24 protein-coding genes and 1 other RNA gene are annotated in these 24,468 nt (G+C 68.8%); 11 read left to right on the plus strand and 14 right to left on the minus strand.

Going from position 1 to position 24,468, the window contains the following annotated elements:
- Positions 1 to 25 precede the first annotated feature (25 nt).
- Complete coding sequence (locus ACFVDI_RS05070) at positions 26 to 2,050, minus strand: NAD(+) synthase (protein WP_378901264.1); 2,025 nt, start codon at positions 2,048 to 2,050, stop codon at positions 26 to 28.
- A gap of 46 nt (positions 2,051 to 2,096) precedes the next feature.
- Positions 2,097 to 2,570, minus strand: a complete 474-nt coding sequence (locus tag ACFVDI_RS05075) for a GNAT family N-acetyltransferase (protein WP_378901267.1) — start codon at positions 2,568 to 2,570, stop codon at positions 2,097 to 2,099.
- Between the two features lie 54 nt (positions 2,571 to 2,624).
- Between ACFVDI_RS05075 and ACFVDI_RS05080 the strand changes: the two genes are divergently transcribed.
- Positions 2,625 to 3,161, plus strand: a complete 537-nt coding sequence (locus ACFVDI_RS05080) for a GNAT family N-acetyltransferase (protein WP_378901270.1) — start codon at positions 2,625 to 2,627, stop codon at positions 3,159 to 3,161.
- A 95-nt stretch (positions 3,162 to 3,256) separates the two neighbouring features.
- Positions 3,257 to 4,129 carry a 3-methyl-2-oxobutanoate hydroxymethyltransferase gene (gene panB / locus ACFVDI_RS05085; protein ID WP_378901273.1) on the plus strand — a complete coding sequence of 291 codons (873 nt, stop codon included), beginning with the start codon at positions 3,257 to 3,259 and terminating at the stop codon, positions 4,127 to 4,129.
- A 21-nt stretch (positions 4,130 to 4,150) separates the two neighbouring features.
- On the opposite strand, the gene ACFVDI_RS05090 is transcribed toward panB, so the two are convergent.
- Together ACFVDI_RS05090 and ACFVDI_RS05095 are read right to left on the minus strand one after the other, a co-directional pair.
- A complete protein-coding gene (locus tag ACFVDI_RS05090) occupies positions 4,151 to 4,834 on the minus strand; it encodes a hypothetical protein (protein WP_378901276.1) in 684 nt (227 codons plus the stop codon).
- A 222-nt stretch (positions 4,835 to 5,056) separates the two neighbouring features.
- Positions 5,057 to 5,713, minus strand: a complete 657-nt coding sequence (locus tag ACFVDI_RS05095; protein ID WP_378901279.1) for an ion channel — start codon at positions 5,711 to 5,713, stop codon at positions 5,057 to 5,059.
- A 39-nt stretch (positions 5,714 to 5,752) separates the two neighbouring features.
- On the opposite strand from ACFVDI_RS05095, the gene ACFVDI_RS05100 reads away from it, so the two are divergent.
- A complete protein-coding gene (locus ACFVDI_RS05100) occupies positions 5,753 to 6,967 on the plus strand; it encodes a PQQ-dependent sugar dehydrogenase (protein ID WP_378901283.1) in 1,215 nt (404 codons plus the stop codon).
- Here the strand turns inward: ACFVDI_RS05100 and ACFVDI_RS05105 are convergent, their stop codons facing one another.
- Entirely contained in the window at positions 6,968 to 7,177 is a 210-nt protein-coding gene (locus ACFVDI_RS05105; protein WP_378901286.1) for a hypothetical protein, read from the minus strand.
- 158 nt (positions 7,178 to 7,335) lie between these two features.
- Here ACFVDI_RS05105 and ACFVDI_RS05110 point away from each other — a divergent pair, with 158 nt between their 5' ends.
- Genes ACFVDI_RS05110 through ACFVDI_RS05120 form a run of 3 tightly spaced genes read left to right on the plus strand, consistent with a single transcriptional unit; the run spans position 7,336 to position 10,531 of the window.
- Entirely contained in the window at positions 7,336 to 8,844 is a 1,509-nt protein-coding gene (locus ACFVDI_RS05110; protein ID WP_378901289.1) for a circularly permuted type 2 ATP-grasp protein, read from the plus strand.
- Positions 8,844 to 9,773, plus strand: a complete 930-nt coding sequence (locus ACFVDI_RS05115) for an alpha-E domain-containing protein (protein WP_378901292.1) — start codon at positions 8,844 to 8,846, stop codon at positions 9,771 to 9,773. Before ACFVDI_RS05110 ends, ACFVDI_RS05115 begins: the two co-directional genes overlap by 1 nt.
- Before the next feature lie 14 nt (positions 9,774 to 9,787).
- The gene (locus ACFVDI_RS05120; RefSeq protein WP_378901295.1) at positions 9,788 to 10,531 is read left to right on the plus strand and encodes a transglutaminase N-terminal domain-containing protein; all 744 of its coding nucleotides are present in this window, start codon (positions 9,788 to 9,790) and stop codon (positions 10,529 to 10,531) included.
- Positions 10,532 to 10,537: 6 nt separating this feature from the next.
- Here the strand turns inward: ACFVDI_RS05120 and ACFVDI_RS05125 are convergent, their stop codons facing one another.
- Both ACFVDI_RS05125 and ACFVDI_RS05130 read right to left on the minus strand, forming a co-directional pair.
- Positions 10,538 to 10,849 carry a 4a-hydroxytetrahydrobiopterin dehydratase gene (locus tag ACFVDI_RS05125; RefSeq protein ID WP_378901298.1) on the minus strand — a complete coding sequence of 104 codons (312 nt, stop codon included), beginning with the start codon at positions 10,847 to 10,849 and terminating at the stop codon, positions 10,538 to 10,540.
- Positions 10,850 to 10,872: 23 nt separating this feature from the next.
- Positions 10,873 to 11,298 (minus strand): tetratricopeptide repeat protein, encoded by a 426-nt coding sequence (locus ACFVDI_RS05130; RefSeq protein ID WP_378901301.1) that lies wholly within the window; start codon positions 11,296 to 11,298, stop codon positions 10,873 to 10,875.
- An 88-nt stretch (positions 11,299 to 11,386) separates the two neighbouring features.
- On the opposite strand from ACFVDI_RS05130, the gene ACFVDI_RS05135 reads away from it, so the two are divergent.
- From ACFVDI_RS05135 to ACFVDI_RS05150, 4 genes are all read left to right on the plus strand, one after another.
- The gene (locus tag ACFVDI_RS05135) at positions 11,387 to 11,578 is read left to right on the plus strand and encodes a DUF1918 domain-containing protein (RefSeq protein WP_196873524.1); all 192 of its coding nucleotides are present in this window, start codon (positions 11,387 to 11,389) and stop codon (positions 11,576 to 11,578) included.
- A 14-nt stretch (positions 11,579 to 11,592) separates the two neighbouring features.
- An RNA gene (gene rnpB, locus ACFVDI_RS05140) (RNase P RNA component class A) lies at positions 11,593 to 11,946 on the plus strand.
- 169 nt (positions 11,947 to 12,115) lie between these two features.
- Positions 12,116 to 12,415: a hypothetical protein gene (locus ACFVDI_RS05145; protein ID WP_350716082.1), complete on the plus strand. Its 300-nt coding sequence runs from the start codon at positions 12,116 to 12,118 to the stop codon at positions 12,413 to 12,415.
- Positions 12,412 to 12,849 carry a PIN domain-containing protein gene (locus ACFVDI_RS05150; protein WP_350716080.1) on the plus strand — a complete coding sequence of 146 codons (438 nt, stop codon included), beginning with the start codon at positions 12,412 to 12,414 and terminating at the stop codon, positions 12,847 to 12,849. The genes ACFVDI_RS05145 and ACFVDI_RS05150 overlap by 4 nt, the downstream gene beginning before the upstream one ends.
- Positions 12,850 to 12,851: 2 nt before the next feature.
- Here ACFVDI_RS05150 and ACFVDI_RS05155 read toward each other — a convergent pair whose 3' ends face one another.
- Positions 12,852 to 13,997, minus strand: a complete 1,146-nt coding sequence (locus tag ACFVDI_RS05155; RefSeq protein ID WP_350716078.1) for a tyrosine-type recombinase/integrase — start codon at positions 13,995 to 13,997, stop codon at positions 12,852 to 12,854.
- Positions 13,998 to 14,095: 98 nt separating this feature from the next.
- A complete protein-coding gene (locus tag ACFVDI_RS05160; protein WP_350716076.1) occupies positions 14,096 to 14,323 on the minus strand; it encodes a helix-turn-helix domain-containing protein in 228 nt (75 codons plus the stop codon).
- Between the two features lie 125 nt (positions 14,324 to 14,448).
- Between ACFVDI_RS05160 and ACFVDI_RS05165 the strand changes: the two genes are divergently transcribed.
- On the plus strand, positions 14,449 to 15,186 hold the full coding sequence (locus ACFVDI_RS05165) for a helix-turn-helix transcriptional regulator (protein WP_350716074.1): 738 nt from the start codon (positions 14,449 to 14,451) through the stop codon (positions 15,184 to 15,186).
- A gap of 102 nt (positions 15,187 to 15,288) precedes the next feature.
- On the opposite strand, the gene mobF is transcribed toward ACFVDI_RS05165, so the two are convergent.
- The 5 genes from mobF to ACFVDI_RS05190 form a co-directional block, all read right to left on the minus strand.
- Positions 15,289 to 17,925, minus strand: coding sequence for a MobF family relaxase (mobF, locus tag ACFVDI_RS05170; RefSeq protein ID WP_350716072.1), 2,637 nt, complete (start codon positions 17,923 to 17,925; stop codon positions 15,289 to 15,291).
- A 519-nt stretch (positions 17,926 to 18,444) separates the two neighbouring features.
- On the minus strand, positions 18,445 to 20,073 hold the full coding sequence (locus ACFVDI_RS05175) for an AMP-binding protein (RefSeq protein ID WP_350716071.1): 1,629 nt from the start codon (positions 20,071 to 20,073) through the stop codon (positions 18,445 to 18,447).
- 28 nt (positions 20,074 to 20,101) lie between these two features.
- Entirely contained in the window at positions 20,102 to 21,253 is a 1,152-nt protein-coding gene (locus tag ACFVDI_RS05180; protein ID WP_350716069.1) for an acyl-CoA dehydrogenase family protein, read from the minus strand.
- Positions 21,253 to 22,296: an LLM class F420-dependent oxidoreductase gene (locus tag ACFVDI_RS05185; RefSeq protein WP_350716068.1), complete on the minus strand. Its 1,044-nt coding sequence runs from the start codon at positions 22,294 to 22,296 to the stop codon at positions 21,253 to 21,255. The genes ACFVDI_RS05180 and ACFVDI_RS05185 overlap by 1 nt, the downstream gene beginning before the upstream one ends.
- Complete coding sequence (locus tag ACFVDI_RS05190; RefSeq protein ID WP_350716066.1) at positions 22,286 to 24,442, minus strand: 3-hydroxyacyl-CoA dehydrogenase NAD-binding domain-containing protein; 2,157 nt, start codon at positions 24,440 to 24,442, stop codon at positions 22,286 to 22,288. The genes ACFVDI_RS05185 and ACFVDI_RS05190 overlap by 11 nt, the downstream gene beginning before the upstream one ends.
- Positions 24,443 to 24,468 lie beyond the last annotated feature (26 nt).

Here is a 24,468-nt window from a genome sequence, read left to right on the forward strand (position 1 = left end):
GGGGGGAAAGTGCGCGACGGCTACCTCACTCCACGGGAACCCGGGCCTCGATCTCGGCGAGCCAGGCCGCCGGCGAGGCGTCCGACGGCATCCGCCAGTCGCCGCGGGGCGACATGGTGCCGCCGTTGGAGACCTTGGGACCGTTGGGCAGCGCCGAACGCTTGAACTGGTTGGCGAAGAAGCGCTTCACGAAGACCTCGAGCCAGGCCCGGATCTCCTTCATCTCGTACGCCGCGCGCTTCCCCTCCGGGAACCCCGGTGGCCACTCGCCCGCCTCGACGTCGTGCCAGGCGTTCCACGCCAGGAAGGCGATCTTCGAGGGCGTGAAGCCGTTGCGGACGGTGTGGAAGAGGGTGAAGTCCTGCAGGGCGTACGGGCCGATCTTCTGCTCCGTCGACTGCAGCTCCTCCCCCGGCACGAGCTCGGGCGAGATCTCCTGGTCGAGGATCTCCTGGAGCACCTCGTCGGCGGTGCCGTCGAACTGCTCGGTGGTGATCACCCACCGGATCAGGTGCTGGATCAGGGTCTTCGGCACGCCCGCGTTGACGTTGTAGTGCGACATCTGGTCGCCGACGCCGTAGGTCGCCCAGCCGAGCGCGAGCTCGGAGAGGTCGCCGGTGCCGAGCACGATGCCGCCGCGCTGGTTGGCGATGCGGAAGAGGAAGTCCGTACGCAGCCCCGCCTGGACGTTCTCGAACGTGACGTCGTAGACCGGCTCGCCGTCGCCGGCCGGGTGGCCGATCTCCTTGAGCATCTGGGTGGCGGTGGGCCGGATGTCGAGCGTCTCGTAGGTCGTGCCGAGCGCCTCCATCAGATGGATCGCGTTGGACTTGGTGTCGTCCGAGGTGGCGAAGCCGGGCATCGTGAACGCCAGGATGTCGCTCGCCGGACGGCCGAGCCGCTCCATCGCCTTGGCGGCGACGATCAGCGCGTGGGTGGAGTCGAGCCCGCCGGAGACGCCGATGACGATCTTCGTGTCCGGGCCGATCGACTGGAGCCGCTTCTCCAGCCCGGAGACCTGGATGTTGTAGGCCTCGTAGCACTCCAGCGCGAGCTTCTCGGGGTCGTCGGGGACGAAGGGGAACCGGTCGACCTTGCGTCGCAGCCCGTCTCCGGTGAGGGGCGGCGCCAGCTCGAACTCGATCTCGGAGTGGAACGTCCCCTCGGCCCGCCGGTTGTCGTCGAAGGTGCCCTGCCGGATCCGTTCGGCGCGGATCCGCTCCAGGTCGACGTCGACCACGGTGCGCCGCGGCCCGTCCGGGAACCGCTCGGTCTCCCCCAGCAGGTCGCCGAGCTCGTAGACCATCGTCTGCCCGTCCCAAGACAGGTCGGTCGTGGACTCGCCCTGGCCGGCGGCGGTGTAGACGTAGGCGGCCATGCACCGCGCGGAGGCCGACTGCACCAGCAGACGTCGCGCGTCGGAGCGGCCCACGGTGATCGGGCTGGCGGAGAGGTTGAGCAGCACCGTCGCGCCGGCCAGCGCGCCCTTGGCGCTCGGCGGCACCGGGACCCACATGTCCTCGCAGATCTCGACGTGGAAGACGAGATCCTTGACGTCGGTGCAGCGGAAGAGCAGCTCGTTGCTGAGCGGCACCTCCTCGCCGCCGAGCATGATCGTGCCGTCGGCACCGTCGCCGGTGCCGTACCACCGCTTCTCGTAGAACTCGCGGTAGGTCGGCAGGTAGGTCTTGGGCACCACGCCGAGCACCTCGCCGCCGTGGATCACGACCGCGGTGTTGAGCACGCGGTCACCGTGGCGCAGCGGGGCGCCGACGACGATCACCGGCAGCAGCTCCTCGGAGGCCACCACGATCGCGCTGATCGCGGCGTGGACGGCGTCGAGGAGCGTCCGCTGCAGGACGAGGTCGTCGATCGAGTAGCCGCTCAGGCACAGCTCCGGGAAGAGCGCGACCGCCACGCCCTCCTGGCTGCACTCACGAGCCTGCGCGATCACCTCGCGCGCGTTGGCCGCCGGGTCGGCGACGGAGATCGGGATGGTGCACGCCGCGACCCGCGCAAAGCCATGGGAGTAGGCGGAGTAGAAGTCCACGTCCTCGAGTCTATGGGTCCTTGCCTCCCGCGACGTCTCCCCGGCGTCAGGTCCGGGCGGGCCGCTCCATCACGACCTCTTCCGGACCGCCGTCGATCGGGCTGGCCACCTGGTCGGTCTCGACGAAGCCGAGGCGCTCGTAGACGGCGTGGGCACGGTCGTTGCCGGCCAGGTGGGTGAGACGAACCGGCAGGTCGCCGGCGCGGGCGATCACCTCGGTCAGCAGCGCACCACCGGCACCCGTGCCCTGGGAGTCGGGGAGGACGTAGAGCTTCCAGAGCATCACGTGGTCCTCGAAGGGCGAGTAGGCGGCCATGGCCACGACCTGGCTGTCGTCCTCGGCGACCAGGACATGGCCGTTCTCGATCGCGGGGATCACGGCCTCGGGAGCCCACCATCTGGCGATGCCCTTCTCGACGTACGCCTCCCCCGTGATCGGCGGATAGGTCGCCCGCCAGGTCGTCACGCCGACGTGGATCACCGCGTCGAGGTCCGCCGTCGTCGCCTCTCGCACCCGCATGGACGCGACGATAACCAGGAGCGCCGCGGCTGTCGTTCGGTTTAGCGTCGGACCGTGCTGATCCGACGTGAACGTCTCGAGGACGTGGCCGACATCCGGGCGGTCACCGCCGCCGCCTTCTCCGAGGTGGAACACTCCGCCCCACCGATAGAGCCCGAAGGCGCGCCCGGGGAGGCGACGCTGGTGGGGTGGCTGCGCGAGGACCCGGGCTGGATCCCCGAGCTCTCGCTGGTCGCCGAGATGGACGGCGAGGTCGTCGGCCACGTCGTGGCGACCCGCGGCGACCTCGCCGGCCGGCCCGCCCTCGGACTCGGGCCGGTGAGCGTCTCCCCCGAACGTCAGCGCGACGGGGTCGGCTCGGCGCTGATGCACGCCGTGCTCGGAGCCGCCGACGCGATGGGCGAGCCGGTCGTGGTGCTGCTCGGCTCGCCGGCCTATTACGAGCGCTTCGGCTTCGTGCCCGCATCCTCGCTCGGGATCGAGGCGCCGGATCCGGCGTGGGGCGACTACTTCCAGGCACGGCCGCTGGCTGCGTACGAACCGGGTCTTCGGGGCCGGTTCAGCTATGCCGCTCCGTTCGACAGGCTGTGATCACCACCACAGCGCCAACCGGTTCATCTGGACCTACGCTGGAGGTAGTCCGTGGACTCCATCAGGGAGCTGCGAGATGACACCAGAAAGGCTCGATGATGAGCTCGAACCCCTCTGCTGAGGAGACCGCGCCCTACGGCACCGGTGCTGCCGGGAACGCACCGGCCAAGCCCGTACGCAAGGTGCGCACGCATCATCTTCGCGAGATGAAGCAGCGTGGCGACAAGATCACGATGCTCACCTCCTACGACATGTACACCGCCCAGATCTTCGACGAGGCCGGTGTCGATCTGCTGCTCGTCGGTGACTCCGCCTCCAACAACGTCCTCGGCAACGAGACGTCGCTTCCGGTGACCGTGGACGAGCTGCTGCCGCTGACCCGCGCGGTCTCGCGCAGCGCGAAGCGGGCGATGGTCGTCGGCGACCTCCCCTTCGGCTCCTACCAGGCCTCGCCCGAGCAGGGCTACCTGACCGCGGTGCGGTTCATGAAGGAGGGCGGCGCCCACTGCGTGAAGCTCGAGGGCGGCGCCGAGATGGCTCCGGTGATCAAGAAGCTGACCGAGGGCGGCGTCCCCGTCATCGCCCACATCGGATTCACCCCGCAGTCCGAGCACGTCCTCGGCGGCTACCGCGTCCAGGGCCGCGGCGACAGCTCCGACCGGATCATCGACGACGCCAAGGCCGTCCAGGAGGCGGGCGCGTTCGCGGTCGTCATGGAGATGGTCCCCGGCGAGGTCGCCGCGCAGATCACCAAGGAGCTCGACATCCCCACGATCGGCATCGGTGCCGGCCCCGACTGCGACGGCCAGGTGCTGGTCTGGCAGGACGCCTTCGGCATGCGCGGCGGCAAGATGGCCCGCTTCGTGAAGCAGTACGCCGACGTGAAGTCGGTCCTCGCAGGCGGCGCCGAGGCCTACATCTCCGACGTCAAGGGCTCCACCTTCCCCGGCCCGGAGCACACCTTCTGAGGCTCTTCTCCGACGAAGTGGTCAATCTGGGCCGTCCGCCGGCTCTTCGCCGGGCCCATTTTGACCACTTCTCGGGTCCTGCTCCCAGAGGGAGCCACGCCACAGGCCGTACCAGGCATCCAAGCGGGTGGGATCGTAGGTCCGGCCGAGCGCCTCGTCGGCCTCCCGCAGGATCATCGCGGCACGGAACCTGACGTCCGGCGCCACATACCCGTGGCGAACGTAGCCCGCGTCCGCGAGACGCGAGTCGCGACGGCGGTCGCGGGCGTACTGCCCACGGTCTCGGTGCACGGCGCCGTCGTACTCCTGCAGGGTCCGCGTGCCCGTGATCAGCAGGTCGGCCCTGGCCACGAAGCGACCGGCCTCGTCGAACAGCTCGGCCTGCGGCTCGACCGGCACATCGCACGCCACGTGCAGCAGTCGAAGCAGCGACTCCCAGGGCGACTCAGACCTGCCGTCCGCCAGCGCGAGCGCCTCGCGCAACCGTGGGCCGCCGCGGCGACCGCGCGCCACGTTCTCGAGAGCCTCGCGGGTGCACCCCTGCTCGTGGAGGACACCGTCGACGAGCACGACCAGGTCCAGCAGACCGAGCCGACCGGCCGAGGCGAGGACGGCCTCCGGCACCGTCGCGATCCGTACGCCGCCGATCCCGTGACTGTGCGGAGGGAGCCGGTGGCGGGTGACGTCGACCTGCGGCCGGCGCACCGCTCGGCCCAGGCCCGCATCCGGGCCCAGACCGGATCCTGCTCACCGATGTCCCTCGCCAGCCGAACCCCGGGCCCCAGGCTCACCCAGCGGCTGCTCCGTCGCCGCGGCGCGCGGCTCGTCGTAGTCGTCCCCATGCGCCCACGGTGCCTCGGCGCGGGAACCTCGACCAGCGCATTCCCGCCGACCTGTGGACAACGCGCTCCGCGACGTGGTCGCGTCCTAGACGTCGCTGCGTCGCGCCCTGGCGGCCGCCAGCCCGACCAGGCGGGCGACGACCAGGGCGACGTAGAAGACTCCGGCGACCTGCTCGATCATCACGACCGAGCGGGCGTTGGGGAGCACCGGCACGATGTCGGAGAGACCGACCGAGGTCAGGGTCGTGAAGGAGAGGTAGAGCAGGTCGAACCACTGTCGGTGGTCGCCGAACGAGCCGGGCCAGATGATCTGCACCGCGGCGTAGAGGTAGGCGAAGGCCCAGGCCACCACGGTGAACGCGGCACCGGTCGCGAAGAGCTCGTCGCGGGTCACGACGTCGTCGTGGAAGAGGTAGCGGATCATCGCGTAGGAGACGAACAGGTAGAACGGCACGTGGAAGAAGGCCGAGGTCAGCACGACCCAGCCCTCGTCGGGCGCGACCGACTCCCACACCGCGAAGATCGTCGCCGGTCCGCCGAAGATGATCGCCGCCCAGGAGAACGCCGGGGTCAGGCGTACGGCCGCGACCGCCGCCAGCAGGAGCAGCAGCTGCAGCACTCCGAGCGCTGCGCGGCCGGCGGTGGAGTCGTCCAGAAACGGGTAGGCGAGGACGGCCACGACCTGACCGAGCAGGAGCACGGCGGAGGGGTGGTCACGCATCGACCGGATCACGTTGGCCATAACGGCACAGGCTATGGGCGGCGCCTGTAGTTTCGAGGCATGCGCGCCGTTGCCGCCCTGGTCCTCGCTCTCGGTCTCGGCACGACTGCGGCGTGCGCCGGCGATCCCACACCCGCCACCACTCCCCCACCACTGAACCCGTCCGGCTCGCCGAGCTCTTCCCCGACCTCCTCCTCGTCGGCTCCTCCGGCCGTGCTTCCGACCTCCGAGCGGGTGCCGGAGCTCGATGTCGAGGTGGTCAACGACGAGCTCGACCATCCCTGGGACGTCGCCGACCTCGGCGAGGACCGGTTCCTGATCACCGAGCGCGACCGGGCGGTGCTGGCCCTGATCGAGAACGGGGAGCGGCGCGAGATCTCGCTCGAGGACAACGACATCTGGGTCTCCGGCGAGACCGGCCTGATGGGCCTGGAGATCGACCCCGGCTTCGCCGACAACCGGCGCATCTACACCTGTCAGGGGTGGAACGGGGGCGAGGACGTACGCGTCATCTCCTGGACCCTCGACGCCGGACTGAACCGGGCCACCCAGGAGCGGACCCTGATCGACGGCTTCCCCGCGAGCTCCGGTAGGCACGGTGGCTGCCGGCTGCTGATCAGCGCCGACGGCGCGCTGTGGGTCGGCACCGGCGACGCCGCGAACGAGGAGAACCCGCGCAACCTCGACTCCCTGGGCGGCAAGACGCTCCGCCTCGACCCGGAGACCGGCGACCCATGGCCCGGCAACCCGTGGGGCGGCGACGAGGGTCCACGCCGATTCATCACGAGCTTCGGCCACCGCAACGTGCAGGGGCTGGCGCAGCGTGCCGACGGCACCGTCTGGTCGGTCGAGCACGGCCCCGACCGCGACGACGAGGTCAACGAGATCACGCTCGGCGGCGACTACGGCTGGAACCCGGGCTCCGGCTACGACGAGTCGGTGCCGATGACCGACCAGGGTCTGCCCGGGGAGCAGATCGAGGCGGCCTGGAGCTCCGGCAACCCGACCGTCGCCACGGGTGGCGGCACCTTCATCCCGGTCCAGGAGCGATGGGGTGCGTTCGGCGGAGCGCTCGCGGTCGCCGTGCTCAAGGACCAGGAGCTGCGGGTCATCTCCTTCGACGAGTCCGGGAAGCTGACCGACGACCGGTCGCCCGAGATCATGGGCGACTACGGGCGGCTGCGTACGGTCTCGCTGGCCACCGACGGGGACCTCCTCGTCACCACCGACAACGGTGGCGGCGAGGACGTCCTGCTCCGGGTCACCCCGCGCTGATCACCGGTCGTCGTTGCCGGCGTCGCCTTCCCAGGCCTTGTCCTCCTTGTCCCAGCGCTCGTTGTTCTCCTGGACCTTCTGCAGGGCCAGGGAGGCCTCGGCGTGGGAGGCGTAGGGACCGAGACGGTCCTTGGCCTTGCAGCCCTCGTAGGGCTCGACGGTCTGGTGCTTGAGGCAGTAGTAGAACTCGCCCGCGTGCTCGTCGCTCATGCCGCCACCTCCGTAGCGCAAGCGCCAGGATACGGACGCGGCGGCATGATGACCTGATTGCTCGTTCGCTGACGCTCACTCATGTCTTCAACCTACCGTTGCGCGAGATGTTCGCGTGGGCAACAGCGCTGTTACAAGGATTTCAGTAGGTTGCCACCATGAGCCAGATGTTCGACGCCTACGAGACGCGAGATCCGGCCTTCGACGAGATGTTCTCCGGCAGCGAGCTGCGGCCGCCCTACCAGCGGCTCGGCGACTCCCTGCGCAGGCTCAGCGCCTCCGAGCTGATCAGCAGGGTCGAGGCGATGCAGGCCAGCTATCTCGACCAGGGCGTCACCTTCGACATCGGCGGCGAGGAGCGGGCCTTCCCGCTCGACATCGTCCCTCGGGTCATCGAGCGCGACACCTGGACCACGATCGACAAGGGCGTCCAGCAGCGGGTCAAGGCGCTGGAGCTCTTCCTCGCCGACGTCTACGACGAGGGCAACGTCTTCGACGACGGGGTGATCCCGCGCGAGGTGATCACGACCTCCAGCCACTATCACCGTGCCGCCGCGGGGGTGCACCCGCCCAACGGCGTACGTGTGCAGGTCTCCGGTATCGACCTGGTCCGGGACAACGCCGGCGAGTTCCGCGTGCTGGAGGACAACGTGCGGGTCCCCTCGGGCGTCTCGTACGTCATGACCAACCGCCGCGCGATCTCGGCCGCGCTCCCGGAGGCGATCGCCGAGCACAGGATCCGGCCGGTGGCGAACTACCCGCAGAAGCTCCTCGCGGCGCTGCGCGCGGCCGCTCCGGCCGGCGTCGCCGACCCGACGGTGGTCGTGCTGACACCGGGTGTCTACAACGGCGCCTACTTCGAGCACGCGCTGCTTGCCCGGACGATGGGCGTCGAGCTCGTCGAGGGGCGCGACCTGGTCTGCCGCAACGGGCAGGTGCTGATGCGTACGACCAAGGGGCTGGCCCCGGTCCACGTGATCTACCGGCGCATCGACGACGAGTTCCTCGATCCGGTGCACTTCCGGCCCGACTCGATGCTCGGCTGCGTCGGGCTGATCGACGCCGCCCGGATGGGCAACGTGACCCTGGCCAACGCGGTCGGCAACGGGGTCGCCGACGACAAGCTCGTCTACACCTACATGCCCGACATCATCCGCTACTACCTGGCGGAGGATCCGATCATCAAGAACGTCGACACCTGGCGGATGGGCGACGCGTCCTCGCGCGAAGAGGTCCTCGACCGGCTCGACGAGCTGGTGCTCAAGCCCGTCGACGGCTCGGGCGGCAAGGGCATCGTGATCGGGCCGGCGGCCTCGGCGCGCGAGCTGGAGGTGCTGCGCGGCAGGATCCTGGAGGACCCCCGCTCCTGGATCGCGCAGCCGGTGGTGCAGCTCTCGACGGTCCCGACGTTCATCGATGCCGACCCGGAGGGCGCAGGAGGGCACAGCCTCGGGGCGCGGCATGTGGACCTGAGACCGTTCGCGGTCAATGATGGCGACAAGGTCTGGGTTCTTCCCGGTGGCCTGACTCGGGTGGCGCTCGCCGAGGGCGAGCTGATCGTGAACAGCTCCCGTGGCGGCGGCTCGAAGGACACCTGGGTGCTCGCCGGACCGACGTCGTCCCGGCCGTCCGGTCGGAGTCAAGGCCAAGCGCAGGGGGTTGCGTGATGCTGAGTCGCATCGCCGAGTCGATGTTCTGGATCGGACGCTATGTCGAGCGTGCCGAGGACACCGCACGGATACTCGACGTGCAGACCCAGCACATCCTCGAGGACGCCGCCACCGACGAGGAGACCGCCTGCCGCTCGCTGCTCGCGGTGATGGGCGTCGAGATCTCGCCCACCGAGAAGGTCGGCCTGCCGCAGACCCTGGACATGCTGGCGTACGACACCACCGCACCGACCTCGATGGCCTACGCGCTCGGGGCGGCCCGGGAGTCGGCCCGCGGGGCCCGGGAGACGCTCTCGGTGCCGCTGTGGGAGGCGCTCAACACCACCTACCGGGCGATCCCGGCAGGGCAGTTCAAGCACATGCGGGCGCCGTTCGTCTTCGGGTGGGTGCGCGACCGGGTGGCCCAGATCAACGGCACCGCCGACGCCACGATGATGCGCGACGAGTCCTGGCAGTTCCTGATGCTGGGGCGCTATGTCGAGCGCGCCGACATGACCTCGCGGCTGGTCGCGACCACCTCTTTGACGAGCGCCGGCGGGGCGTCGCAGTGGAACTCGACGCTGCGTGCGTGTGGTGCGTACGACGCGTTCCTGCGGGTCAACAAGGGGGTCGAGACCGAGCAGGCGGCGGCCGAGTTCCTGCTGCTGGACCGGATCTTCCCGCGCTCGGTGGTGCACGCGCTGCAGCGTGCCGAGGGGGCGCTGGACACGCTGGAGGGCACGACCCGGCGGGCCGGGTTCACCGACGAGGCCCACCGGCTGATCGGCCGGATGCGGGCGTCGCTGGAGTATCGCTCGCTCCACGACCTCCTGGCGGACCTGCCCGCCGAGATGGAGCGGCTCCAGGTCACCTGCGCCGAGGCCACCGCGGCGGTCACCAAGCGCTACTTCGCCGGCGCCGAGGCGCTGGCCTGGCAGCCGGTCTGAGGAGTCTGATCGAGATGAGCATGCAGTTCCGGATCGTGCACACCACGACGTTCAGCTACGACGGGCCGGCGGTCGCCTCCTACAACCAGGCCCGGCTGACCCCGCTGACCACGCCCCACCAGATCCTGGTCCACCACCGGCTCGACGTCTCGCCCAAGCCGTGGACCTACGAGTACAAGGACTACTTCGGCAACGAGGTCACCGCCATCGAGGTGCTCGAGGCGCACCGGGTCCTGAAGGTCTCAGCCACCAGCACCGTCCAGGTCTCCCGGGAGCCCGGCGCCGCACCGGTGCTCACCTGGGACGAGGCCGCGCTGCCCGGGGTCGCGGACCGGTTCGTCGAGTTCCTGGGTCTGCCCGCTCACGTGGCGCCCGACGAGGAGCTCGCCGCGGCGGCCAAGCGCATCGCGTCCGCGGCGGCACTTCCGGGCGAGGCTGCCTTCGAGATCGCCCGCGCCGTCGCTTCTGCCGCACCGGCCGATGCCGCCCACCAGCTGCTCGGAGCGCTGCGCACCGTCGGTATCCCGGCGCGCTACGTCTCCGGATACGTCTACCCCGGGGGCGCCCACTCGTGGGTGGAGTGGTGGGACAACGGCTGGCACGGCATCGACCCGGCCACGGGCACCGAACCCGGCGACACCTACGTCGGCGTGGCCACGGGTCGCGACCACACCGACGTCAAGCCGCTGGGCGGGATCTACTCGGGTCCCGCCGAGCCGGCCGTCGAGGTCAGTGTCGAGATGACGCGCCTCGCCTAGCCTGCCTCAGAGCGAGGACTCGGCCGCGAGCGCGTTGATCACCTTCGCCAGGGCGAGGTCGCGGCTGGTGACCCCGCCGGCGTCGTGGCTGGTGAGCCGGATCTCGACATAGGGATAACGCAGGTCGATGTCGGGGTGGTGGTTGGCCTCCTCGGCCTTCGCGCCGATCGCGTTGACCAGCGAGAGACCGGTGATGAAGTCACCGGTCTCCACGCGGGCGACGATGCTGTCGGCATCGCCGGAGGAGTCGAACGTCCAGCCCGCGAGCTGCTCCTGGGCGACCTGCTCGGCGGTGAGAGTCGTGGTGTCAGGTTCCATGCCACCACCCTCTCACCCCAGGCTCACTCCTCGCGCTGGGCCAGCCGGTTGCGTACGCGGTAGACGGCTGCGTGATGGTCGTAGTCGTCGCTCATCACCGCCGCCAGGCGCAGCGGGCCGAGCGCGTCCTCGAGACGGTCCTGGCGCTCCAGCACGCGGCCGAGCGAGTGCAGGCTCCAGGCGTCGCTGGGGTCGCGCTCGACCAGCCAGCGCAGCTCGGCCTCGGCCTTGGCGAGCTGGGCCCGGAGCATGTAGGCCCACGCGCGCATGCTCCGCAGCCCGAGGTTGTCGGGGTCGTCGGCGAGCGCCGGCTCCAGGATCTCCAGCGCCTCCACGGGGAAGCGTCGCGAGAGCAGGTCGTGGGCCGTCCGGTAGGCCACCTCGTGCGAGGTCTGGCCCGGGAAGACGACAGCCGGGGCTACGTACTCGAAGTCTTCGTTCTCTGTCATCACACCCTCCGAACATGATACCCCACCACGGTATTCCATCCAGGCCCGCGATGGGAGCACCATGGTGACGGTTAGGAGGTGAACGCGCATGCACGCATCAGTCGGTGACCACCTCGTCGTCATGGGCCAGCACGTCGGCGACCACGTCCGGGAGGCCGAGATCATCGAGGTCAGCCACCCCGACGGCAGCCCGCCCTACCTCGTACGCTGGAGCGACAGCGACCACGAGTCGCTCGTCTTCCCCGGTCCGGATGCTCACATCGAGCCCGCCTCGCACTAGACTTTTCCTGCGGACGGGCTGGCCGGGCGATCGCGTCGTTCCTTCGGGGGCGTCGAGGAAAGTCCGGGCTCCACAGGACAGGGTGGTGGCTAACGGCCACCCGGGGTGACCCGCGGGACAGTGCCACAGAGAACAGACCGCCGCTGCCGTCCAGGTAGCGGTAAGGGTGAAACGGTGGGGTAAGAGCCCACCAGTCCTCGTGGTGACACGAGGAGCTAGGTAAACCCCACCCGGAGCAAGACCAGACAGCGTACGTTTGAGGGCGGTCCGTCCGAGTACGCGGGTAGGTTGCTAGAGGCCATCGGCAACGATGGTCCGAGATGGATGGTCGCCGATCACAGAACCCGGCTTACAGGCCAGCCCGTCCGTTTTTATGGTTCTGACCTGGTATTTTACTTTTCGGGGTGCTCTACTGTCCGGTTACTGTCCGGTCTAGAAGTAAAACAGGTTCGGTGACACCCTCGACGGACCCCGGTCCCGTAGACTCATCAGGGACACCAGTGACATGGGAGTCGGCGACGAAAGGGGCGAGGGATCATGAGCGAATCAGCGCTCGATCCGGTTGAGGTGGACGCGACGTTCACCGACCGCGGCCATCTGCAGCTGACCGACGCATCGGCCGCCAAGATCGCCGCGCAGCTCGGGCACGAACCACGGCCCGGGGACGTCGTCCACCTTTCCGTCCGCCGAGCCATCCGTGACCAGAGCCGTGGTTCCGGCCGCCCGGGCGAACGCGGCGCGCTCGCCCACCTTGCGCATCTCGCCGACGACTTCGGCACTGACGACATCCGCGCGATCCGCGAGGAGATGACAGCCGAGTCCGAGTGGACCCAGTGATCGATCTCAAGCCGCTGGTCATCGACACGCATGCCGTGATCTGGTGGGTGCTCGATAGCCCGCGGCTTTCCGAGGTCGCAGCGAACCGGATGCGCGACGCCGTCGATGCTGGACAGCCGTTGCACGTCAGCGCGTACTCGCTTCTCGAGCTTCGCTACGCCGCAGAGAAGCCGGCGACCCGCAAGGGCCACATCTCCCCCGAGCTCCACGACGCGATCGTCGCCGAGATCACGAGCGACGAGTCAGTCTTCACCGTGGCCGACATGTCCGCGGCGATCATCGTCCACCTCGGAACCGGCGCGCTTCCCCGCAGCAAAGGCCCGAACGACCCGGGTGACCGTGTCATTCTGGCGACGGCGATCGAACTCGGTGCCGACATCGTCACTGCCGACAAGCTGCTGCAGAATGAGGATCACATCTCCTTCGTCTGGTAGGGCTAGGAACCTGCTGCTCGCCGACCACCAGGGACGCTTGAAACAGATTTGAGGACAGGTCCGGCGAGAGCTGCCTGAAGAACGGCACGTACGGTCTCGTCCTCGTCACCGATCAGGTGCCCGTAGGTGTCCCATGTCTCGGCTGCGTTCTTGTGTCCAAGGAGGGCCTGGAGCGCCTTGATCGACGTGCCGGCGCGGATGTGCATCGAGGCGAAATAGTGCCGAAGATCGTGCGGCGTCGCGTCGGTCTTGACCTTCTTGGCGGCGGTGTTCCAGGCCATCCACAGGGTGCTCTTGCCGATCGGGTTGCCCGAGGAGTTAGTGAAGATCAGGCCGCTCTTGTGGATCCCGTAGGTCGTCTTCTGGTCCTCGATGGCCTCGAGCACGATGTCGGGCACTGCCATGGTCCGCACGCTCGACGGCGTCTTCGGCGGCTTCCAGGTCGGCTCGGTCGTACGCAGCTGGCGGTCGACCCGGACGGTGTTGAAGTCCTTCGAGACCCTGTCAACCGTCAGACCGAGGATCTCGCCGCGACGCATCCCGGTACCGGCCAAGACAGTGATCAAGTTCTTGTAGCGCGGGTAGATCGTCTCGCTCAGCTCCTTGACCACGTCGGTCGTGATCGGGACCAGCGCCGACTTGGGGTCCAGGCGGGGCAGCCGGGTGCCCTCACAGGGTGAGCCGGCGAGCACTCGCTCCTTGGCGGCCGCCTTCATGACGATGGCGAGCACTCCGTAACGCAGATGCACGGTGGTCGGTGCCGCGGTGGCTGACCACTTGGCGACCAGCTCCTGGACGTCTGCCTGCCGGATCGAGTCGATCCGCCAGTCGCCGATCTTCGGATAGATGTGGGCGTTGAGGGCGATCTCGAAGGTCGTTCTGGTCGACTCGGCATGGACCTGTCGGGCACGCCAGGCTTCGGCGTACGCCTTGAAGGTCTGCTTGCCGAGCTCGGGGTTGACCCAGTCGCCGCGGACCAGCCCTGCGGTCTGCTCATCGATCCAGTCCTGGCCCTCGGTCTTTCGGTCGAAGTGTTTGACGTGCTCCTCGCCGGCTCGGTCGACGTAGACCGCACGCCAGCGGACCTTGGTCTTGACCTCGCCCTCCTTGGTCGTCCACCTCGCGGTGTGCTTGCGGATCGTGGCCATTGCTCACCTACTCTCCTCGTGGTTGGCGTTCTCATCCATGTCCCTCAGGGTAGGCGTTGTCCCGAACAGCCGTTCGAGACGACGCCTACCGATTGGGCTCACCGGATCAGCGGCGTCGCTGCCCGGCGCTGCTCGCGCATGAAGGTGCGCAGGTCGCCGACGGTGGTGACCAGCCGGCGGCCGATCTTGAAGAACCTCGGACCGGTCCTGCGCTGGCGCCACCACCGCAGGGTGTTCTCCGACGTACGCAGGATCTCAGCCGCCTCGGTGAAGGTGAGGATCTCCTCGTTGTCCCGCTCGGAGAACGGGATCTGGCTCGTGGTCATGTTCATCTCCTGTCATCGACGTCCACCGCCCGGATGGCGGCGGTACTCGAGTGCAGGAGGTAGGTGTGCAGGGCTCCCCAGCAGACCCCTGTTTTAGATCCGACTGGAGGTGTACGTCCGATCAGATGTACGTCTGGCCGGTCTTCGGAACGGTCGTAGATCCAATCAGGCGTCCGTATCCGATCGGATATCCTGGGCACATCGACGGGGCGACAATTCTTCAGACAGCCCGACGAGCCGCAGGACTCACCCAGACCCAGCTCGCCGAGCTGGCTGGCACGTCCCAGGCCACACTGTCCGCCTACGAGCGCGGCACCAAGTCGCCATCGCTCAACGTCGCCGTACGCATTCTCCGGGCTGCCGGGCTCAACCTCTCCTTCTCGACTTATGTCGACTTCGAGGAGCGCAAGGTACGCGGCGTACAAGCGTTCTGGTTCCCCAACATGCTCTGGACCGTCGGCCCGCCCGACTGCTTCGCCACCCTCCGGGTGCCGGACCTGATCAATCACACCGAACAAAGTCAGTGGCACCTCAGCAACCGCACCGACCGCGCCCGAGCGTACGAGATCCTGATCCGCCGCGCCCTGCCCGAGTCCATGATCCGCTGGCTCGACGGCGCCCTGCTCGTCGATCTGTGGGACGAGCTCGACCTGCCCGCGGCCGTCCGAAGCGCTTGGAGCCCCGCGATCAAGTGGGCCATGGCCGGACCGTCGGTCGAGATGCTCTGGGACGCGTTCGTCAACAGCAGCAATCCCAGCAGGACCGCCACGGTCCGCATCGGCGCGCGCGACGCGTTGCCCCCACCCCCGCCGCCACCGCCCAGGCGCCGGGCCGATCCCGTCAACGGCCACCCCTGGGGATAGCGGGCCGCCCGTCGAGCCGTTCGAACCTCGCGTACGTTGGAACCCGCCCCGATATTGGAGGATTGACAACGGTATTGATCGAACACCGAACGGCGTGTGAGCTTACAAGCCGAGTCCCGGCCCGCCTCGGTCAGCTCCGGCCGAACGGGACGCCGGGACGTCGCCTGAGTGTCGATGCCCCCGGAGGCGCGGGGCTGCTCCTTGCCTTGGCGCGAGCGCGCCAAAGCGCTCGAGGTCCTCACCGACGCGCTGCGCGGCGTGGGTCGGGCCGAGGTCGGCGCGATCGCGACTGAAGACCCGGGTCCATTGATCTCGGGCATCCTCGACCGAGTCGGCGACCAGGTGAGCGATGTTGCGGTCACGGCCGCGGGTCATGCCGACGTACGCCGATGACGCGCTCGTGTGCATGCCGACCGCGACATGGGCGACCGAGACTGTGTCGCCCTGCACGCCGTAAGTCGTCGTGGCGTACGCCAACTCGAGATGCTCACGTGCGTACTCCCACGACAAACGACGGCGACCGGCCGCACCCTTGACGACGACACCCTTCCGATCGACGTTGCGCACGGTCCAGACCTCACGGTTGGCGACATCGGCGTCGGGATTGTTGCGACGCGTCGCGACTCGATCATCAATGCCGATCCGCTCGCCTGACCGCGTGGCAAACCTGTCCTTTCGATCGACCGCGTCCGACAGACCTCGACGAGCCAGGCCGTTGATCCGAGCGACCTGATCTCGGGTGTCCGCAACCACTGCGACGCCGTTCTCCGCCGTGGTGGCGACGTCAGCCAGCGCCGCGATCTGCTCGACCTCGGAAGCGTGCACGACGATCTCGCCGCGCGCAAGCAAGCGGTCGAAGACGGCCTCAGGCCGTTTCCCGGCCCGCATCCGAAGACTGAGCTCGGCGTACTCGGGATCGACGAATCTCCGAACCGAGTCCAGGTCGACGTGGCTGTTGCCGGCGTAACGGCAGGCAAGATCGAGCACACCGCCCCGACCGACCGCGGGCAGCTGATGCCGGTCGCCGATCAGTGCCAGCCGTGCCCCGGTGGCATCCGCGATCTGCACCAGCGCGACCGCACTGTCCTGGTCCAGCATGCCCGCCTCATCGACCACCAGCAGATCGCCTCGTCGTAGCCGCACCGCAGGGTGCGGGTTGGCCTCGGCGCTCTGCCAATGCCCGTGGTCATCCCATCGGAAACCGTACTGTCGCAGCATCCAGGCCACCGAATACGCAGACGCGCCCACCTGCCCGGCGGCGGCTTTGGCCCCCTTCAAGGTAGGCGAGACCACCACCATCCGCCGTCGCTGCACCTCCTGAATCCTTCGCGCGGCCGCGAGCGCAGCCGTCTTGCCCGCTCCTGCCGCACCCTCAATGACAACGAGCTGCTGGCTCCCCGCGAGATGTGCCACGGCTGCGGTCTGGTCTCGCCCCAGAGCGCCGAGCCAGCGCGATGCCCGCCGCAGATCAATCGGTCGCCCCGACCCCTCAACGCGGCCCGCAAACTGCCTCACAAGATGCCGCTCGACCGCCACCACCCGCGGCGATGTCAGCGCACGAACATCAACAGGTACATCCTCGCGACCGACCAGCGGCACCGACGCGGCGATGACCCGCGCGGTCAGGTCGACGGCCAACTCGCCCCTGACCGCGTGCGCGGCCACCACACCGCTCTCGGAGATGAGCTGTTCGGCCGCTCCCCGTATGTCTGCCCTGCTCCACGCCGACCGCCGAGCACCCAGTCGACTCAACGCCTCGGCCGCCATCCCGTCGAGGTCAAGGATCCCCGACCGCGGCGCCGGCAACTCTGCCCTGTGCCGAGGCGGACGGAACCCGAGCTCAGCAAGCTCGCTCCTCCAGTGCTGTTCCAAGGCAGCACCCGAGGTGGGCACTACCTTGTCCGGACGCTCGTCGGCCCACGCCCGACGGTCCCACGCCTGCCGAAGCCGCAGCCCCGGCTCCTCCCCCGGATGCTCACCCCGCCACTGAGTCTCATAACGGTCGAGGTTGTGCCCGATCTGCGTCGACCGAGCCGAGAAGGCCTCCCCGTAAGCCTCCAGCTCCACGATCTCCCCCGACTCCAGATCCACGTGATAGCCATGCGCCGCCAGAGCAGCCCGGAACCCAGGGTCGGTCATCACCGCCGCATGGCCGATCCCGTTGATCGCCGCGATGCTCTCCCGGAACCCGACCGTGTGCAGCCCCCGCCACGTCCCCGCCGCCCACACCCGCGACGACACCTGAAGATGCAGATGCCAATGCGGATCCCCTGCCCGCGACGTGCGATGCGCCACGACCGCCGCCTCCAGCTGCTCAACCGGAACCTGCACCTGACGTCCCCGCGGCCCGACCCGAGTCGTTGCATGCTCCCCCACCCACGCCAGGATCTGCTCTGCCGCTCGAAGCTGCGCAGCGCCGTACGCCACCGACACATCCGGATGTGCAGCCGCAGCCAGCGACCACGACTTCGGCCCGTTCACCGTCACCTCGACGAACTTCACGCCCTTCGAGTCCGTGCGCAGCCGCCCCTTCGCCTTCACCGTCTCGACGTCGTAACCCGCCACCCAGCGCTCGTAGGTCTCCGCGTCCATCGCCGCCGCCCGCACAACCGCAGAACCAGTGACGACGTACCGGTCAGCCACGCCCGAGCCCTCGCCCAGGTAGTAGTCGTCGGCCCCGAAGGCATCCGACTCGACGTAGCGGCGCGCATCCACCGCACGCCCGGTGTAGAACTTCACCCCACCATGCACGCCCCAGCGCACCTCCATCAACAACCGTCAAGAACCACATAACCGCAGGTCATAAGTGGTTTTCCTACGGAAATGCGTAGCATGCGTGCCGACGATCTTCGGTTCGTTAGGCATCTCTCGGTGCGAGTGATCGAGCGGTAGCTACGAACCGTCAGTAACCGTCATGGGTTCCGGGTCACCTGGACCAGTCCGAGGTGCGACTCAGGCAAGGGCATCTGGCGTCCTCGCACAACGGAGCGACCCAGCAACCTCGTCGACCGGCTCGCACTTGCGAGACAGCGGTGCCATCGAGCCTGTCGAGACGGCAGGCTCATCCGTCGTCTCCCGCGTGCCTCTTCACCTGCCGTCTGCCTGGGCAAGGACGAACGTGTGCTCGGCGGATCGATCCGAGGGCCTGCGCGGCGTGACGGTGACGCTGGCCATCCGCGCGTCCGGCGCCCAGTCACTGAGCGCTCAAAGGGATCAACTGCCCTAGAGACCGCGACTGAAAGTAGCCCGTCCGCAGCCTCAGCAGTCGCCGTGCGGGTCGCCTTCTTGTGCATAGAGGCGCGAGTACGCCTCCCGCAGGACGTTCTTCCGGATCTTCCCGGTCGAGGTCTTCGGCAGCTCGTCGGCGACCACGATCGACTTGGGGATCTTGTACGCGTCGAGGTGACCGCGGAGCTTCTGGCGCAGGACCTCGGGGTCGACGCGGGAGCCTGGGGCAGGCACCACCACGGCGGTGATCGCCTCGGTCCAGTGCTCGTGCGGGAGGCCGACCACGACGGCTTCGGTAATATTCGGGTCAGCGGCGTAAAGCGCCTTCTCCACCTCGATCGAGGCGACGTTCTCGCCGCCGGTCTTGATGACGTCCTTGCGGCGGTCGGTGAACCAGAGGACGCCGTCGGAGCCGAAGTGGCCGACGTCCCCAGAGTGGAACCAGCCGTGCGCGAACGCCTCGTCGGTCGCCTCCGGGTTGTCGAGGTAGCCGGTGAGCGTGTGTGGTCCGCGGTAGACGATCTCGCCGTCCTCGCCGGCGGGTAGCAGTCGGCCGTCCTCGGCCATGATGCCGACCTGGACGTTGGTGACCGGCGTACCGACCGCGCCCGCGTGACTGAGCTGGTGCTCGGGACGGAACAGCGTCGCGGTGGGGCTCATCTCCGTCTGTCCGAAGAGCAGATAGAAGTCGCAGTCGAAGACGTCCAGACAGCGACGTAGCTGTGCCTCCGGCATCGTCGCCATGGCGTAGAGGGCCCGGCGCAGGCTGGACAGGTCCCGGCGGTCGATGTCGGGGTGGTCGAGCATCTGCCGGTACATCATCGGGAGCGCGAAGATCTGCGTGATCTTCTCGGCCTCGATGAGGTCCAGGAGACGGCCGGCGTCGAATCCCCGCTCGATGAACAGGGCTGCGCCCACCATGACGGCGGCGGTGCAATGACAGTTCAACTGGGCGGTGTGGAACATCGGCATCAGCGCCACGAACCGGTCGGTCTCGTCGAACCGTGCCTCCAGAGCCATCGACATCGACTCCAGATAGATCGCCGTGTGGTTGCCGACGACGCCCTTGGGGAACGAGGTCGTCCCGCTGGTGTAGAGGTAGCTCAGCGGATCACGGTCCGCTACGTACGCCTCCGGCTCCGACTCCTCACCCGCTGCCACGAGGTCCCCGAACTCGACGGCCCCGACGAGGGTAGGGCCCGGCTGGTCGACCTTGGGGTCCGTTCCCGGCGCGATCACGACATGGCTCACCGTAAGGTGCTCGGCGACCGCCTCGGCGACGCTCGGGATCAGTTGCCGCTCGACGACGATGCCGCGAGCGCGGCTGTGGCCCAGGACATAGGAGATCTCGTCGCTGCGCCAGCCGAGGTTGATCGGCACACAGACGACGCCGAGCTTCGCGCAGGCGTAGTACGTCACCAGGAACTCGATGCTGTTCCCGGAGGCGAGGGCGAGGGCATCCCCGCGCGCATATCCGGCGGCGACGAGACCGTGGGCGAACCGGTTGACCAGGGCGTTGAGCTCGCGATAGTCGAGGCGCCTTTCGCCGTCGACCAGCGCTAGCCGGTCGGGGTACCGGGCGGCGGCCCGGGTCAGGCTGTCACCGACATTGACACGCTGGATGAGGTTGCGACCGAGATCTTGTGCTGACGACGCCATCGTCGTACCTCCTGTGCGGGTGGAGACTTCAGTAGCTGCGGGGCAGACCCAGTGAGTGCTGGGCCACGAAGTTGAGGATCATCTCCCGATTGACCGGCGCGATCCGGAGCAGGCGGGCCAGGCCCCACAGCGGGATCAGGCCGTACTCGCTGGCCACGCCGTTGCCGCCGTGGCACTGGATCGCGGCATCGAGTGCGGACAGCGCGGCCTCGGCGGCCAGGTACTTGGCCATGTTGGACGCTTCGCCGGCGGGCAGCCCCTGGTCGTGCAGCCAGGCTGCCTTCGCGGTGACGAGGGCGGCCGCCTCCACCTCGATCTTGGCCTTCGCCAGCGCGTGGGAGACGCCTTGGTGGGATCCGATGGGCACGTCCCAGACCTGGCGCTGGTTGGCGTAGTCGGCGGCCTGGGCGAGGGCGTAGCGGCCGATGCCGACGAGCAGGGCGGCGCCGGTCACCCGCTCGGGGTTCAGGCCGTGGAAGACCTGCTTGAAGCCGGCGCCCTCGGTGCCGATGAGCCGGTCCGCGGAGACGTGCACGTCGTCGAGGAAGAGGGTGTACTGCCTCTCCGGAAGTGCCACGGCGACCGGGAGCGGTTGGGCGGTCAGGCCCGGGGCGTCGGTGTCGACGACGAAGAGCGAGAGCTCGGCGTCCCCGCGATCGTCGGTGCCCGTGCGAGCCACCACCAGCACGGCGTCGGCGACATCGATCCCGGAGATGAAGTGCTTCTGGCCGCGCAGCACGTAGCCGTCGCCGTCCTTGACCGCAGCGGTCGAGATCCGGTGGGTGTTGGAGCCGGCGTCGGGCTCGGTGATGGCGAAGACCACACGTCCCGCCCCGGACGCGAGCCTGGGCAGCCACTCCTGGCGCTGCTCGGGCGTGCCGAAGGTGCTGATCACCTCGCCGCTGATCGCACTCGCCACCAGGAGGAGGAGCAGCGGGGATCCCGCGGCCGCCGTCTCCTCGCAGACGATGGCCAGCTCGACGAGTCCTCCTCCGCCCCCGCCGTACTCCTCGGGGATGTTGACGCCGACGAAGCCGTGCTTACCCAGGGCCTCCCACAGCTCGAGGGTGAACTCCCGGGCCTCGGCCTTCTGGGTGTAGTAGCCGTTGCCGAACTCGCGGCTGATCGCGCTCACCGCGTCTCGCAGTGCGCGATGCTCCTCGGTGATGGTGAAGTCCATCAGGCCTCCTGGGTGGCGCGAGCGGCGGCCACGAGCCGCCCCTGGGTCTCGACGGGGATCGGGTACGGCGAGGAGAGGGTGAACCGGTCCGCCAGATCGCCGTAGCGCCGGTGGATCTCGGCGCCTGTCTCCTCCGGAGACCCGACGACGGCGAGGGCCGTGAGTACGTCGTCATCGATGAGGCCGGTCATGGTGTCCCAGTCCCCGCGGACGGAGAGGGCGTGCAGCTCGGCGTGAAGGTCGCCCCAGCCATGCAGGTCCAGGACACTGCTGTAGGCAGGCGTCGAGCCGTAGAACGCGAGCTGCTTGCGTACGGCCGTGGTGGCCTTCTCGAGCTGGGCATCGTCGCTCCCGGTCGCCACCAGGCCCGGATAGATGACGGTGAACTCCGACCGCTTCCGGCCGGACTCCCGCAGGCCCTGCTCCACCAGCGGCACGGTCACCTCGCGCAGATAGCGCTCGGTCGTGAACCCGTGCACGATCAGACCGTCAGCGCGGGTGGCCGCCACCTTGGTCATCGCCTGGCCGACGGCTGCGAGCATGATCGGCGGAGGGCCCCAGGAGTGATGCGGCGGAGTGAACATGGGGGTCATCAGCGTGTGTCGGTAGAAGCGCCCCTCGAACTGGAGTCGCTCCCCGTCGAGCCAGCTCGCCCAGATCGCACGAAGCGCCCCGATGAACTCCGCCATCCGGGCCGCCGGCTCCGACCACGGCATGCTGAACCGGCGTTCGATGTGTGCCCGCACCTGCGATCCCAGGCCCAGGACGAACCGCCCTCTGCTGAAGGTCTGCAGGTCGTAGGCTGCTGCGGCCATCGTCATCGGGGAGCGTGCGAAGGCCACGGCGATGCCGGTGCCGACGGTCAGGCTCTCGTTGTGCTCGGCAGCAAGGAGGAGCGGGAAGAACGGGTCGCGGGCCACCTCGGTGGACCACACACCTGAGTAGCCGACCGCCTCCACGTCGCGGACCTGGTCGATCAGCTCGGCGTACGACGCACCCTCGGTCCCATCGACGCTGCCACCGATGTTGGCGTCAATCCGCATGGCCCGCCTCCACGAGCGAGGCCGGAGGACGGAAGCGCTCACCGTACGACTCGGCCAGCTCGTCGGCCCGGCGGCCGAAACCGGCGATCCCTCCGTCGTACTGCTCCAGGTAGCGCAGCACGCCACCGGTCCAGGCTGGGAACCCGATGCCGAGCAGCGAGCCGACGTTGGCGTCGGCCTGCTGGGTGATGACGCCGGTGGCGTACGCCTGCCACGCCTCCAGTGCCTCGGCGAAGAGCAGTCTCTCGACGAGGTCTCGAAGCGGCGGCTGGTCGGCTGCCACCGGACACACCTCGGCGAGTCCGGGCCACAGGCCGGTACGCCGACCGGACTCGTCGTAGTCGTAGAACCCGGCCCCGGAAGCACGGCTGGCGCGACCGTGCTCGTCGATGAGGCGGTCGAAGACGTCGTGGCTGGGGTGTGACTGCCACGCCTGGCCCGCCTCGGCCGCCGCGGCCTTGGCCTCCTCACGCACGGCCCGCGGCAGGGTGAGGGTGAGCTCGTCGAGCAGTTGCAGGGCACCGGCCGGGTAGCCGGCCTGCAGAGACGCCTGCTCGATGCTGGCCGGCGCGATGCCCTCCCCGACCATGGCGACAGCCTCGTTCAGGCGGGCGATGATCACCCGGCTGGTGAAGAAGCCACGGCTGTCGTTGACCACGATCGGGGTCTTGCCGAGCTGCCGGACGAGGTCGAAGGCGCGGGCCAGTGTCCGCGGCGAGGTCTTCTCCCCCTTGATGATCTCGACGAGGTCCATCCGGTCCACGGGTGAGAAGAAGTGGACGCCGACGAAGTCCTCCGGCCGGCTCACCGCCGCCGCGAGCGACCCGATCGGAAGAGTGGACGTGTTCGATCCGAGAATGCTGTCGGATCCGACGACCTTCTCGACGCGGGCGAAGACGTCGGTCTTGAGCTCGGCGCTCTCGAAGACCGCCTCGACGACGAAGTCGACGTCGGCAAGGTCCTCGATCACGTCGCTGGGCTGGATCCGGTCCAGCAACGAGTCAGCGTCGGCCTGGGTACGGCGGCCGGCGCCGACGGCCTTGGTCTCGAGCTTCGCCGAGTACGCCTTGCCCTTCTCGGCCGCCTCGCGGGTCACGTCGACGAGGACGACGTCGATGCCGGCCTTGGCCGCGGCGTAGGCGATTCCGGCACCCATCATCCCGGCGCCGACGACACCGAGCCGGGAGGAGGTGAACGGGGGCTCGCCCTCCGGCCGACTCGCCCCGGCCTTGATCGCCTGCATGTCGAAGAAGGTGAGGTTGATCCGGTTCTTGGCGATCTGTGCGGTCGCGATCTCGACGAAGTAGCGCGACTCGACCTTGGTAGCTGTCTCCAGATCGAGCCCCGACCCCTCGACCGCGGCGGCGAGGATGGCCCGCTCGGCCGGCGCCGGGGAGCCATGGGTGCGGGCGCGCAGGCCAGCCGAGAGCAACGCCAGCTGGCCGGTGAGCGGGCCACTGGAGGGCGTACCTCCCGGGACGGCGAAGCCCTTGCGGTCCCATGGCTGCGCGGCATCGGGATTCTGTGCGATCCACCGCTTCGCGGCAGGCACGAGCTCCTCTGCGGTCAGGACGACTTCGTCGACGAGGCCGAGGTCAGCCGCCTGCTCGGCGGTGTAGGCCCTGCCCGAGAGAAGGATCTTGTCCAGTGCAGTGGTGACGCCGAGGTGCCGAACGGTCCGGGTGACGCCACCGAGGGCGGGAAGCAGACCGAGGCCGACCTCGGGCAGTCCGATGCGCACGTTCCGGCCGCCCACGGTGACACGGTGGTGGGTGGCGAGGGCCAGCTCGAGGCCGCCGCCCAGGGCGGCGCCGTTGATCGCGGCGACGACCGGCCGCCCGAGTGTCTCCAATGAGCGCAGCTGGGCCTTGATCAGGTCCAGATGCGCCGTGAACCGGGTGGCGTCCTCGGGCTCGAGCCGGACGATCTCGTTGAGGTTGCCTCCTGCGAAGAATGTTCGCTTCGCCGAGGTGAGGATGACGCCGGTGATGTCGTCGCGCTCATGCTGCAGCCGCGCGACGGTGTCGACCAGGTCGGCGACGAACGCCTCGGACAGGGTGTTGGCCGAGCCGGCGGGATCGTCCATCGTGAGGGTCACGATGCCGTCCTCGTCGCGCTGCCAGCCGATGATGGTGGTCTCGTTCATTGGGGCTCCTTCAGTGCGGGCGTGGT

The organism is Nocardioides sp. NPDC057767, assembly GCF_042798275.1.
In the GTDB taxonomy this organism is placed as follows: Bacteria; Actinomycetota; Actinomycetes; order Propionibacteriales; family Nocardioidaceae; genus Nocardioides.

Coding starts and splice junctions, on each gene's coding strand:
- ACFVDI_RS05075 (WP_378901267.1), bottom strand. CDS start 2,570: ATGCGGGTGCGAGAGGCGACGACGGCGGACCTCGACGCGGTGATCCAC.
- panB (WP_378901273.1), top strand. CDS start 3,257: ATGATGAGCTCGAACCCCTCTGCTGAGGAGACCGCGCCCTACGGCACC.
- ACFVDI_RS05095 (WP_378901279.1), bottom strand. CDS start 5,713: ATGGCCAACGTGATCCGGTCGATGCGTGACCACCCCTCCGCCGTGCTC.
- ACFVDI_RS05100 (WP_378901283.1), top strand. CDS start 5,753: ATGCGCGCCGTTGCCGCCCTGGTCCTCGCTCTCGGTCTCGGCACGACT.
- ACFVDI_RS05105 (WP_378901286.1), bottom strand. CDS start 7,177: ATGAGCGACGAGCACGCGGGCGAGTTCTACTACTGCCTCAAGCACCAG.
- ACFVDI_RS05110 (WP_378901289.1), top strand. CDS start 7,336: ATGAGCCAGATGTTCGACGCCTACGAGACGCGAGATCCGGCCTTCGAC.
- ACFVDI_RS05115 (WP_378901292.1), top strand. CDS start 8,844: ATGCTGAGTCGCATCGCCGAGTCGATGTTCTGGATCGGACGCTATGTC.
- ACFVDI_RS05120 (WP_378901295.1), top strand. CDS start 9,788: ATGAGCATGCAGTTCCGGATCGTGCACACCACGACGTTCAGCTACGAC.
- ACFVDI_RS05125 (WP_378901298.1), bottom strand. CDS start 10,849: ATGGAACCTGACACCACGACTCTCACCGCCGAGCAGGTCGCCCAGGAG.
- ACFVDI_RS05130 (WP_378901301.1), bottom strand. CDS start 11,298: ATGACAGAGAACGAAGACTTCGAGTACGTAGCCCCGGCTGTCGTCTTC.
- ACFVDI_RS05135 (WP_196873524.1), top strand. CDS start 11,387: ATGCACGCATCAGTCGGTGACCACCTCGTCGTCATGGGCCAGCACGTC.
- ACFVDI_RS05145 (WP_350716082.1), top strand. CDS start 12,116: ATGAGCGAATCAGCGCTCGATCCGGTTGAGGTGGACGCGACGTTCACC.
- ACFVDI_RS05155 (WP_350716078.1), bottom strand. CDS start 13,997: ATGGCCACGATCCGCAAGCACACCGCGAGGTGGACGACCAAGGAGGGC.
- ACFVDI_RS05160 (WP_350716076.1), bottom strand. CDS start 14,323: ATGACCACGAGCCAGATCCCGTTCTCCGAGCGGGACAACGAGGAGATC.
- ACFVDI_RS05165 (WP_350716074.1), top strand. CDS start 14,449: ATGTACGTCTGGCCGGTCTTCGGAACGGTCGTAGATCCAATCAGGCGT.
- ACFVDI_RS05175 (WP_350716071.1), bottom strand. CDS start 20,073: ATGGCGTCGTCAGCACAAGATCTCGGTCGCAACCTCATCCAGCGTGTC.
- ACFVDI_RS05180 (WP_350716069.1), bottom strand. CDS start 21,253: ATGGACTTCACCATCACCGAGGAGCATCGCGCACTGCGAGACGCGGTG.
- ACFVDI_RS05185 (WP_350716068.1), bottom strand. CDS start 22,296: ATGCGGATTGACGCCAACATCGGTGGCAGCGTCGATGGGACCGAGGGT.
- ACFVDI_RS05190 (WP_350716066.1), bottom strand. CDS start 24,442: ATGAACGAGACCACCATCATCGGCTGGCAGCGCGACGAGGACGGCATC.